General features: G+C 42.4%; 9 protein-coding genes. 5 read left to right on the top strand and 4 right to left on the bottom strand.

Translation table 11 applies throughout. The annotated features are described in order from the left end of the window. Positions 1-37: 37 nt before the first annotated feature. Together C0638_RS08835 and C0638_RS08830 are read left to right on the top strand one after the other, a co-directional pair. Complete coding sequence (locus C0638_RS08835; protein ID WP_058711028.1) at positions 38-2,296, top strand: alpha-glucuronidase family glycosyl hydrolase; 2,259 nt, start codon at positions 38-40, stop codon at positions 2,294-2,296. A 271-nt stretch (positions 2,297-2,567) separates the two neighbouring features. Further along, positions 2,568-6,158, top strand: coding sequence for a family 14 glycosylhydrolase (locus C0638_RS08830; protein WP_058711027.1), 3,591 nt, complete (start codon positions 2,568-2,570; stop codon positions 6,156-6,158). Between the two features lie 182 nt (positions 6,159-6,340). Here C0638_RS08830 and C0638_RS25620 read toward each other — a convergent pair whose 3' ends face one another. From C0638_RS25620 to C0638_RS08815, 4 genes are all read right to left on the bottom strand, one after another. Beyond that, positions 6,341-6,454, bottom strand: coding sequence for a putative holin-like toxin (locus C0638_RS25620; protein ID WP_010347020.1), 114 nt, complete (start codon positions 6,452-6,454; stop codon positions 6,341-6,343). 162 nt (positions 6,455-6,616) lie between these two features. After that, on the bottom strand, positions 6,617-7,354 hold the full coding sequence (locus tag C0638_RS08825; protein ID WP_013373693.1) for an ABC transporter permease: 738 nt from the start codon (positions 7,352-7,354) through the stop codon (positions 6,617-6,619). A gap of 27 nt (positions 7,355-7,381) precedes the next feature. Next, the gene (locus C0638_RS08820) at positions 7,382-8,092 is read right to left on the bottom strand and encodes an ABC transporter permease (protein WP_013373694.1); all 711 of its coding nucleotides are present in this window, start codon (positions 8,090-8,092) and stop codon (positions 7,382-7,384) included. Beyond that, the gene (locus C0638_RS08815) at positions 8,085-9,011 is read right to left on the bottom strand and encodes an ABC transporter ATP-binding protein (protein WP_058711026.1); all 927 of its coding nucleotides are present in this window, start codon (positions 9,009-9,011) and stop codon (positions 8,085-8,087) included. Before C0638_RS08815 ends, C0638_RS08820 begins: the two co-directional genes overlap by 8 nt. Before the next feature lie 291 nt (positions 9,012-9,302). Between C0638_RS08815 and papA the strand changes: the two genes are divergently transcribed. From papA to C0638_RS08805, 3 genes are all read left to right on the top strand, one after another. Continuing rightward, the gene (papA, locus tag C0638_RS25160) at positions 9,303-9,452 is read left to right on the top strand and encodes a freyrasin family ranthipeptide (RefSeq protein ID WP_158657699.1); all 150 of its coding nucleotides are present in this window, start codon (positions 9,303-9,305) and stop codon (positions 9,450-9,452) included. A gap of 135 nt (positions 9,453-9,587) precedes the next feature. Continuing rightward, on the top strand, positions 9,588-10,991 hold the full coding sequence (gene papB, locus C0638_RS08810; RefSeq protein ID WP_102163863.1) for a PapB family radical SAM/SPASM ranthipeptide maturase: 1,404 nt from the start codon (positions 9,588-9,590) through the stop codon (positions 10,989-10,991). A 113-nt stretch (positions 10,992-11,104) separates the two neighbouring features. Beyond that, positions 11,105-12,835, top strand: coding sequence for an ABC transporter ATP-binding protein (locus C0638_RS08805; protein WP_102163445.1), 1,731 nt, complete (start codon positions 11,105-11,107; stop codon positions 12,833-12,835). Positions 12,836-12,839 lie beyond the last annotated feature (4 nt).

Below are 12,839 nucleotides of genomic sequence, written 5' to 3'. Positions count from 1 at the left end.
AACGAACCCTCACTCGCCCAAAGGAGGTTCAAATAATATGAGCAAGCGTATGGATATGCCTAAAGGGAGCGGCTATGACGCTTGGCTACACTACCACCGCGATCGTCTTATAGAAAAAATGCCTGCTTGGTGCAGGGTCATCGTGGTTCATGACACAGATGATGAAGTGCTTCAGACAGCTGCGAGTGAGCTTCAGCAAGGATTGGCCTCTATGTTTGGACAGCAGCCAAAGATGAGTACCATTCCTGTCCATGTACCATTCGTTGCGCTGGGTACGTTCCAAGACCATTCATGTATTGCAGAACGATTTAGTGCAGAGGAACAGGCAGAAGTGAGCGCAGAAGGCTATCGAATTCGCGGGGTAGAGGCTAAGAAACTGGCTGATTCAACTGGTCAAGATCACGATGATATCAAAGGACAGTGCGTTATAATTGCGGGTCAGACCTCCAAAGGGGTATTATATGGAGTCTTTCACTTGCTGCGCTACCTGCAAGGAGGACTAGACGGCAAACTGAAGCCCACTGCCAAGGAATCATTGCATGCTCCCAGTTTAGACCTATTGTCCAATCCAGCTAATCCGATACGCATGATCAATCACTGGGATAACATGGATGGTAGTGTTGAACGTGGATATGCCGGCGCATCTATTTTCTACAACAACAATGCCTTTACTACAAATATGGAGCGCCTTCGAGACTATGCCCGTCTACTTGCTTCTGTAGGCATTCAGGCGATATCCATTAACAATGTGAATGTCCATCAGGTAGAAACCGAGCTGATAACAGATCGTTTTTTACCGGATGTAGCCAAAGTAGCTGCCATCTTTCGCGCCTATGGTATCCAAATCTACTTGAGCATTAACTATGCCAGCCCGATTCAGCTCGGTGGATTAACTACAGCCGATCCTCTAGACCCTGGTGTAGCTGAATGGTGGAAGACCAAGGCCCAGGAGATTTACGCAGCCGTTCCCGATCTGGGTGGTTTTGTGGTCAAGGCCGATTCTGAAAATCGGCCCGGACCCTTCAGCTATGGACGCCACCACGCCGATGGAGCCAATATGCTGGCGGATGCACTACGGCCCTATGGCGGACGTGTGATTTGGCGTTGCTTTGTCTACGACTGCAAACAGGACTGGCGTGACCGCAAGACGGATCGGGCTCGCGCGGCCTTTGACCATTTTAAACCGCTGGATGGACTGTTCCGGGATAATGTCATTTTACAGATTAAAAATGGCCCTATGGATTTTCAGGTGCGAGAGCCTGTATCCCCCCTGTTCGGCGCGCTGGAAGCCACTCAGGTACTGCTGGAATTCCAAATTGCACAGGAGTATACCGGACAACAAAAGCATCTATGTTACCTGGTTCCGCAATGGAAGGAAGTGCTTGATTTTGACACCTATGCACAGGGGAAAGGCTCCACCATCAAACGTATCGTGAGTGGCGCTTTGCATAGCAACAGCGAATCTGGTTCTCATCACAGGAAGGCTACTGTCCATGCAGGCAGCGGCAGTTTCCAGGAGGAGCCAACGAATCATGTTCCCAAGGGCACGAACTTTGGAATAGCCGCTGTTTCCAATATTGGTGCAGACACCAATTGGACCGGACATTTGCTCGCCCAGTCCAATCTCTACGGCTACGGCCGGTTGTCATGGGACCCGGATCTATCCGCAGATGAAATCGCGGATGAATGGGTTCGGCTGACATTTAGCAATCAAGGCAAGGACTACGGCGATCCTGAGTTGATTCCTACTATTAAGCAAATGCTGCTCGATTCTTGGAATATCTACGAGTCCTACACCGCCCCTCTGGGGGTCGGCTGGATGGTCAGTCCCAATCACCACTATGGGCCGGATGTAGATGGATATGAATATTCGATGTGGGGCACCTACCATTTTGCCGATTGCTGGGGGATCGGGGTAGATCGCACGACTGCAACTGGAACGGGCTATGCAGGACAATATTTTCCTCCTGTTGCCGAAATCTACGAATCTACAGACACCTGTCCGGATGAGCTGCTCTTATTCTTTCACCATGTTCCTTATACGCACGTGCTCCACTCCAGCCAAACGGTCATACAGCATATTTATGATACTCATTTTGAAGGTGCCGAACGTGCGGCCCATCTCCAAGCAACATGGATTAGTCTGCGGGAGCATCTAAATGAATTGGTCTATGAACAGGTGCTGACGCGGCTGGAGCATCAGACAGAGCACGCCAAGGAATGGCGGGATCGGATCAATACGTATTTTTATCGCAAAAGTGGTATTCCCGACGAAAAAAATCGCCCTATCTATTAAGCAGATAGTCTCATGCGTTGCTTGCATACACACTGGGCTTTTCCTCCCCTTTCACGGGAATAGCGATAAAAGACACATGTCTTAATCAGACCTGTGTCTTTTTTTGTATGGTCTAATTTATGCATACGGTTGCTAACGCAAAATGTCATATTTGTCCACCTCTAATGTGCAATAAATTCTTCTTTTTGTGCAACCGCTTGCTTTATACTATTTTTGTAGACGTTTACAAAATGTTGTCGAATTAGACTATGCTTTGGGGAGGATGATCGGTTTGACCTTGTATCAAAGTCTATGGAAAAAAGGGTGTATGCTTCTACTAAGCCTTGTGCTGTCTCTGACCGCCTTCATTGGCTCACCCTCTAATACGGCGAGCGCTGCGGTTGCAGATGATTTTCAAGCTTCCGTTATGGGACCGCTGGCGAAAATCAATGACTGGGGTTCCTTTAAAAAGCAGCTACAAACGTTGAAAAGCAATGGCGTGTATGCCATTACCACTGATGTCTGGTGGGGCTATGTAGAAAGCGCAGGAGATAACCAGTTTGATTGGAGCTACTACAAGACCTATGCAAATGCCGTGAAAGAAGCGGGACTGAAGTGGGTCCCTATCATCTCAACGCATAAATGTGGAGGAAATGTGGGAGATGACTGCAACATCCCACTGCCAAGCTGGCTATCGAGCAAGGGCAGTGCAGATGAAATGCAGTTCAAGGACGAAAACGGCTATGCCAATAGCGAAGCCCTTTCCCCATTGTGGAGCGGGACCGGTAAACAATATGACGAGCTGTATGCCTCATTCGCTGAAAACTTTGCCGGGTATAAAAGTATCATTCCCAAAATTTATTTGAGCGGCGGTCCTTCCGGGGAATTGCGCTATCCGTCCTACTATCCAGCAGCAGGATGGAGCTACCCGGGACGAGGCAAGTTCCAAGCTTATACTGAAACAGCCAAAAATGCATTCCGCACAGCTATGAATGACAAGTACGGATCATTGGACAAGATTAATGCTGCTTGGGGCACCAAGCTTACCAGCCTTAGCCAAATCAATCCACCGACCGACGGGGACGGATTTTACACGAACGGCGGGTATAATTCCGCGTATGGAAAGGATTTCCTGTCGTGGTACCAAAGTGTGCTTGAGAAGCATCTAGGTGTCATCGGAGCAGCTGCCCACAAAAACTTCGATTCTGTGTTTGGTGTCCGGATCGGGGCCAAAATTTCTGGTCTGCACTGGCAAATGAACAATCCTGCCATGCCGCACGGCACAGAACAAGCGGGTGGATATTATGATTACAACCGTCTCATTCAGAAATTCAAGGATGCCGATCTAGACTTGACATTTACTTGCCTGGAGATGAGTGACAGTGGCACAGCACCGAATTATTCGCTGCCATCCACCCTGGTTGATACCATCTCCTCCATCGCGAATGCCAAGGGTGTTCGCCTGAATGGTGAAAATGCACTTCCGACAGGCGGTAGCGGCTTCCAAAAAATCGAGGAGAAAATCACGAAGTTCGGTTATCACGGGTTTACGTTATTGCGCATCAACAATCTCGTCAACAATGATGGCTCACCAACCGGTGAGTTGAGTGGATTCAAACAATATATCATCAGCAAAGCCAAGCCTGACAATAATGGCGGTACAGGCAACAAAGTAACGATATACTATAAAAAAGGCTTCAACTCGCCTTACATTCACTACCGTCCGGCTGGTGGTAGCTGGACTGCTGCACCTGGTGTGAAAATGCAGGATGCCGAAATTAGCGGCTATGCTAAAATTACCGTCGATATCGGTTCTGCCTCCCAATTGGAAGCCGCTTTTAACGACGGCAATAACAACTGGGACAGCAACAATACCAAAAACTACTCCTTCAGCACGGGCACTTCTACGTACACGCCCGGTAATAGTGGCAATGCAGGAACGATCACTTCAGGCGCTCCATCGGGTGCGAATCCCGGGGATGGCGGCGGTACAACTAACAAAGTAACGGTATACTACAAAAAAGGCTTTAACTCACCTTACATTCACTACCGTCCGGCTGGTGGTAGCTGGACTGCTGCACCTGGTGTGAAAATGCAGGATGCCGAAATTAGCGGCTATGCTAAAATTACCGTCGATATCGGTTCTGCCTCCCAATTGGAAGCCGCTTTTAATGATGGCAATAACAACTGGGACAGTAACAATACCAAAAACTACCTTTTCAGCACTGGAACTTCTACCTACACGCCCGGCTCTAACGGAGCCGCAGGAACTATCCGAACAGGGGCACCTTCCGGGAGCGTCCTCAGCGTAGTGACTTCCACCTACGCAACCGACCTCAACGAAGTTACAGGACCTATCCAAGCAGAAAAACTTTCAGGTGTATCCTTAAACGTAAGCACTTCTACCTACGCACCCAACTCTAACGGAGTTGAAGTAACTGCTCAAACGGAGGCGCCTTCAGGCGCCTTTACCCCTATGGATTTGGGTACCCTTTCCAACCCCACTTCTCTCAACACAGACTGGAGCAAACAGAGCATTTATTTTATCATGACAGATCGTTTCAGCAACGGAGATCCATCCAACGATAACTACGGTGGCTTCAATTCCAACAATAGTGATCAGCGCAAGTGGCATGGTGGCGATTTTCAAGGTATTATTAACAAACTCGACTACATTAAAAATATGGGGTTTACCGCAATCTGGATTACCCCGGTAACGATGCAAAAGAGTGAATACGCTTACCACGGCTATCATACGTATGATTTTTATGCAGTAGATGGGCATCTCGGAACAATGGACAAGCTCCAAGAGCTGGTTCGCAAGGCACATGACAAAAATATTGCTGTGATGCTGGACGTAGTTGTGAATCACACAGGTGATTTCCAACCGGGGAACGGGTTCGCCAAGGCTCCTTTTGACAAAGCAGACTGGTATCATCACAATGGTGACATTACAGACGGGGACTACAACTCCAACAATCAATGGAAAATCGAAAATGGTGATGTAGCTGGACTGGATGACCTAAATCATGAAAACCCCGCTACCGCAAACGAGCTTAAAAACTGGATCAAATGGCTGCTTAATGAGACAGGCATTGACGGACTGCGGTTGGATACCGCCAAGCATGTACCGAAGGGTTTTCTAAAGGATTTTGACCAAGCCGCCAATACCTTCACCATGGGTGAAATTTTCCATGGCGACCCTGCTTATGTGGGGGATTACACCCGGTATCTCGATGCCGCATTAGATTTTCCGATGTATTATACAATCAAGGACGTGTTCGGACACGATCAATCCATGAGAAAAATCAAGGACCGCTACTCCGATGATCGTTACTATCGTGATGCTCAGACTAACGGTGTATTTATCGACAATCATGATGTAAAACGTTTCCTGAATGACGCCTCTGGCAAGCCGGGTGCTAACTATGACAAATGGCCACAGCTCAAAGCTGCATTGGGCTTTACTCTGACGTCGCGTGGGATTCCAATTATCTATCAAGGCACAGAGCAAGGCTATAGTGGTGGAGATGATCCCGCCAATCGGGAAAATATGAATTTCAACGCCAACCATGACCTGTATCAGTACATCGCTAAGCTAAACAATGTGCGCAATAACCACCCTGCTCTGCAAAACGGCAGCCAAAAGGAAAAATGGGTGGACGACTCCTTTTACAGTTTTCAGCGCTCTAAAAATGGCGACGAGGCCATCGTATTTATCAACAACTCCTGGAATAGTCAAACCCGCACGATTGGCAACTTCGATAATCTGTCCAACGGAACCCGCCTGACTAACCAGCTGAGCAACGACTCCGTTCAGATTAACAACGGTTCGATCACTGTGACTCTTGCTCCAAAGGAAGTTAAAATCTTCACCAAGTAAACAGCGTTATTCAGTTACATTGGTTATTCAGATGTGCTAAAATAAATGATAGAAGGATATACTAAAAAAAGAGCAAGGATGCTGGTAACATCCCTACTCTTGGCAACAGCCGCTTTGAAGAGCGGTCGGCTGTTCAAAGGCGATCTACAGAAATAGACCGTTTTCCCCTTGAGCAGGGCGGTCTATTTCTTTTTGTTTTGGTTCAGCGCAATAACAATGGTAACGATTAATCCGATCAACGCTACTAGTAGCGTGCCGAACATCATCATTAATGTCAGAGCATCCTTAACCTCCACAGGCATCACCTCCCTTCCGGGAGACTTAGCCGACCGCCCACCTAAGCCATTCTGTTGTTACTGGAATTATAGCACGTAAATCCGTCCTTAAGCGACAACATTTTACATACTTATCCAGCCAATCTTATATGGACACTCATCGTCTTTTTCTGCTTACACACTCTACTTTGTCTCTATACGGGTATAGCTTCGCAACGCCAAAAAAAGTCCCAGCACAAAAATGAAACAAATACTGATGAGCCCTCCAGAGACATTCGTGTATGTTCTCCCAAGCGTGCCATGCGGAGAAAACAATACGGGTACTGTCCATGGATAAAAGGTATTCCCCGGTGCATTAACCAAAACAAAATTTAAACACATAACCGTACACATCCCCATAATAGCGGGCACAAATTTTTTCCATCGTATAGCGAAGAACGTAATGATCGGGATGAGCATAGCGTGCATAAGAATCATTTTAGTGAAGATTCCAAGCTGATGCCTAACGATTTCAAAGGTTAGCGGTCTGGTCGTAATTAACATACCCAATAGAGCAGATAGTACAAATGCCAACAACAGGCTAACAGCGATATACATGTAAATAACAAGCAGCTTGCTGAAGTAAAGACGACTCCGACGAACCGGGTTTGTAAACAGGGCAATATGCGTCTTCTCTTGATACTCTCTCGCATAGATATAGCAGGTCAAAATGTAGTAGCTCATATACCCAGTCAGAAAATTAATAAGAGTAACAATACTCATAAAATAGTCATTCCAACCATCACGATCTATCGAATACTTGGGACTACCCGCGTAACTATATAATTGCAAAATAATGGTTAATGCTAAAATTATCACACTCAACCAAAGAATTTTAGTTCTTTTCAGTTTCAAGCACTCTGCTTTAAACAGGTCAAACATAGTAGCCCTCCTTCAAAAACTCTTCATTTAGGCTCTTCTCTGATATGTCCATACGGATAAAAACAATCCAAGAAGAAAGATCACGAATAAGCTGAACCACGCTATAGGAATATTGACATGTCTGACCGCGCTTCCTTCATTGGGAGATAAAAGAACGGGAACAATCCAAGGGTACCATTCACTTTTGTATATAAAATTCAAAAATATAGCAGTACAAACTACGAGCACAACCACCATAATGCTCTTCCAGCGTATAGCAAAAAAAGAGGCGATCGGGATTAACATGGCATGCATCACACACATTCTAGCAAACACATGGATTTGGTATACCCAGATAGCCATCGTTAAGGGACGATCTGTAATGAGCATGCCTAATAATGCAGACAAAAACAGCACAAAAAATAAGGATACCATTATAAATCCATAAATAAGGATCAATTTACTAAAATAAAATTTAACCCTGGTGACAGGCGTGGTAAACATAAACAGATGCGTGTTTTCCTGATACTCTCTTGCAAAAATATGACCAGTTAAAATGTAATAGCTGATAAATCCGGCTGCAATATTGACCAAGGAAACAATATTTGTAAAATAGTAGTCCCAACCCAGATTATCAATTGAATATCTGTAAAAAATAGCGCTCAATCCAAACATCAACAGTACAACAGCCAGTAATATAATATAGCTCAACAAGAAGGCTTTAGAGCCTTTAAGCTTAATAAGTTCTGCTCTAATCATGCCGCTCACCCTCTTCTGAAATGAGTGTTAGAAAGTACTCCTCCAGTGTCTGCTTTGTGGTGTGTATCTCATAGACTGAAAACTGATGATCTATTAACTGCTTATTTAACGCAGCTGTATTCTCAATCTGACTATGAATTCTTAGTTGTTGTGGGGATATCACATTAGATTGAAGCTGCTTCATGTGCTCTTGCAGAAATGCTTGCACTGCTTCTGCATCATCTACCTTTACATCTGTATATTGCTCAAAGCCTTCCTCTAACCGGCTCAAACGATCTTCCGCTAACAGTTTTCCATTATGTATAATCCCGATGTGTGTAGCTAACTGCTGAATTTCGCTCAAAATGTGGCTGGAAATAAGAATTGTTTTCCCGTCTTCCTCGCACAACCGCTTCAAAAGTTGACGAATTTCCTTAATTCCAGATGGATCCAGTCCGTTTGTTGGCTCATCCAATATGAGCAACTCAGGATCATGAACAAGTGCCCTGGCAATCCCTAATCGCTGCTTCATTCCTAGAGAAAAATCTTTGAACTTCTTTTTTCCGGTGTGCTCTAAACCTACCGTGGTTAAGGTACGTTCTATTCTTCCATCATCCTTCATCCCCATGTACTTACAGCATATTCTCAGATTATCGCGTGCACTCAAGTTTTCATATAGACCCGGCGTTTCAATAATTGTACCAATCTTGGAAAAGATAGACGGATAGTTTTTCTCCAGCCGTTCGCCAAATAAAAAAACCTCCCCGCTTGTAGGCTCAATCAGCCTCATCAGCATACGGATGGTAGTGGTCTTGCCAGCTCCATTCTCACCAAGAAAACCGTAAATGCTCCCCCGCTCCACATGTAAGGAAACATCGTCTACGGCTACCGGCGTCCCAAACTGTTTGCGGAGCTTTTTCGTTTCAATAATATAATCCATTTCTAAACCTCCCATTACAATAATCACCATTTATCATACATTTATTGTAGTAATGAATCAATAAAAAATTGCAATTATATCTTCTTATAAACTTTATTTACATATATAACAAAATTATTTATTTTACATCTTGAAAGTAGTTAAAGATGTGATATAAGTCGCTCGAATAATACAAAAAATAATAATATTATACAAAATTTTGTAACACATATTTTTCCTTTTTGAGTGTATGATTTCTATATACCTTACATATCCATACACCGCATAGCCTAATAGAAGGAGGTGACAACGATGTTAAAACAAATTAACGTAATTGCAGGGATTAAAGAACCTGTACGTGCTTACGGTTGTTCGGCAAATGATTTCTGCTATTACTGTGATACTAAAGATTATTGCGCAGCATGTGACACACTTGATGGGTGTTTTAATTCCGATACCTAGAATATTTCTAGGAATGTTTATTAAGAGATGTTAATATCATGTTTTGATTTCTTTATTTACCAAACGGGATTAATTAAAATTAATCCCGTTTTCCCTTTCTTAAAATATCCCAATAATAAAAGCGAGGTCTTTGAAATGGCTAATCTGATTCAGGATAAAAAAGATGAAATCATTCATTTTCACCCTTATAAATTGTTTGAAGTTGCCTCAAAAACCTTCTTTTATAACGTTGTGACGAATGCCATATTTGAGATTGACTCATTAATTATCGATATTCTACATAGTAAAGGCAAAAACGAGGAGCACGTTGTTAAGGATTTGGCCAAGCGTTATGAATTATCACAAGTAAAAGAAGCCATCCAAAATATGAAAGAAGCATATATTATTACCACAGATACCAACATATCAGATGTTGAAAAAATAGGGGTGCTTGATAAATCGCATAAAGTGTTTAAATTATCCTCTCTGACGTTGTTTATGGTCCAAGAATGTAACCTTAGATGCACTTACTGTTACGGGGAGGAGGGAGAATATAATCAAAAAGGGAAAATGACATCAGAGATTGCTAGATCTGCTGTAGACTTTCTGATCCAACAATCGGGAGAAATTGAACAGTTAAATATCACTTTTTTTGGTGGGGAACCCTTGATAAATTTCCCTCTCATACAAGAGACGGTGCAGTATGTTCATGAGCAATCTGAAATTCATAATAAGAAATTTACTTTTTCAATAACTACGAATGGTACACTTATTACTCCTAAAATCAAAAACTTTTTTTACAAACACCATTTTGCTGTGCAGACCAGCATAGATGGTGATGAGAAAACACATAATTTCAATCGTTTTTTCAAAGGTGGACAAGGATCCTACGATTTACTTTTGAAACGCACAGAAGAAATGAGACAAGACCATAAAATTGGCGCACGAGGTACTGTAACTCCTGCAGAGTTTGACCTTTCTAAATCTTTTGACCATTTAGTGAAACTGGGGTTTAGAAAAATATATTTATCTCCAGCACTTTATTCCCTATCGGACGAGCATTACGATACTTTATCCAAAGAAATGGTTAAACTCGTAGAGCATTTCCGAGAGTTGCTGGAACGGAAAGACTATGCTACAGCAAAAAAAATGTCCAATGTCCTTGGCATGCTTAGTAAAATTCATTCCGGCGGTCCTAGAATCCACTTTTGTGGAGCGGGTACGAATGCGGCCGCTGTTGATGTTAGGGGAAATTTGTTCCCTTGTCATCGTTTTGTAGGCGAGGATGAATGCTCTATTGGCAATCTATTTGATGAAAATCCATTGAGCAAACAGTATGATTTCATTGAGAATTCAACAGTAAGAAATAGAACCACCTGTTCAAAGTGTTGGGCCAAAAATCTCTGTGGTGGGGGATGCCATCAAGAGAACTTCGCGGAGAACGGAAATGTCAATCAACCTGTCGGTAAACTTTGCAAAGTAACTAAGAACTTCATTAACGCCACTATAAATTTATACCTCCAACTTACCCAAGAACAAAGAAGTATCCTTTTAGGTTAATAATAACTACTCGGCATTGTGCCTCTATATCACTTCATATTATTTATTAACAATGCCGATCTAGCTACTCTGATTCTATCTGGCTTTATCCCCAAATATGGAGGGCCTACTTTATGTTCCAACTAATCAGAAAATACATTAAGCCTTTACTGGCACTACAAATTATTGTACTTAGTATCATTGTTATAAATATATTATTCATGATCTACCAACCTATTTTAATGCAACGGCTGATAGATTCCTATAACACAGAAACACTCTCAGCTAAAGAAATCAGCTATTTAGGCAGCCTTTTTTTATTACTACTAATTGGTGGAGGATTGACAGGAGCACTGAGAGATTCAATCATTTTTAAAATCAAAAATTTATTACAGTTCCGATTGAGGAATGATATTTATCAACAAAATCTTAATTTACGAAGTCATCAGCCCCCCGGAAAAATTATTTCCTTACTCTATAATGATGTCGAGGCTCTTACTGGATTGCTAAATCAAGCATTTATAGCTATGTTTACGGACTGTCTGACAATTGTCGCAACCGTTGTTGTTCTCTATTTTATGAATTGGAAACTGGCAACGGTCTCCCTGATCTTTATCCCTATTTACTTTTTCTTATACTACAATTCCAAAAAGAAAGTGTACCAATTAAATGTGGCCTACAAAAAACAATATGAAAATATGACAGAAACCCTTCAGTTAGGTTTGAAACAAAAATGGACTTCAATCAGATTTAACCGTCAAAAATATAGTAGTGCGCTATTTTGCAGAGAACAAATCTTTTTGGTTCGTATTTTGAAAAAACTTTTTGCGCGAGAACTGCTACTAGGTATAATCAGTAATTTTTTAAGCGGATTTTTCCCTTTACTTTTACTAGTTATTGGAGGCTTTTTACTGATTGATGGAGAGATTACTTTAGGTACACTGGTTGCTTTCAGTACATATATAGTCAAGTTGCTACAACCTGTATCACGCTTGTCGCAATTAAACGTAGGTGTGCAATCAGCGGTAGCTTCAGCTGAAAGGATTCTTAACTTTTTCAATTTAAATGATGTTTGGAACGGCACAAATATTGAGGGATTTATGGGAAATGGAATATACGTAAAAAGTGTTTCTTTTTCCTATAGCAATCTTACTCCTATTCTTGATGACATCTCATTTGAAATCAGAAAAAATCAAATGTTAGGTATCGTAGGTGAAAGTGGATCTGGTAAAACGACTATTGTGAAGCTCCTAACCGGAGAAGTCATTCCGACTAAGGGCGAGATCTACTATGGGGATAACAGATTGCACGATTTGAATAAAAATTACTTCTATAAAAATATAGCGGTAGTCACACAAGAAGAATTATTAACAACAGGAACCATATTCGATAATATTGCCTTTGGCAATAAAAATGCTACTTTAGATGAAGTTGTTAATATTTCAAAGAAGGTGGGGTTACATGACTATATCTCATCCCTTCCCGAAAAATATAACACTAATATTATTTCTGGAAAATATGATTTATCGGTAGGCCAGAAACAACGTCTGGCTATCGCCAGGGCACTGCTTCACAATGCACCTGTGCTCATTTTGGATGAGCTAACCTCTGCCCTTGACGCTGAAACTGAATCTCTAATCTTGCACCTTTTAAATGAGCTTAAGGGTAAACGAACTATCATTATTATTGCTCATAAATTCCAAACAGTCATTCACGCGGATCATATATTAGTTGTTCAAAATGGTCAAATTGTAGAACAGGGCAGCCATGCGGATCTAATGTCTTATAGCAGCACTTATTCTAACTCTTATATGAAACAAATAAATTTTCTACAAAATGAAGTGCCGGAGCCATCCTACAAATAAAGAC

It is taken from the genome of Paenibacillus sp. lzh-N1 (assembly GCF_002872435.1).
GTDB lineage: Bacteria > Bacillota > Bacilli > Paenibacillales > Paenibacillaceae > Paenibacillus > Paenibacillus polymyxa_C.
Note: the sequence above shows the minus strand (reverse complement) of the source record. Positions and strands in the feature narration are given on the sequence as shown.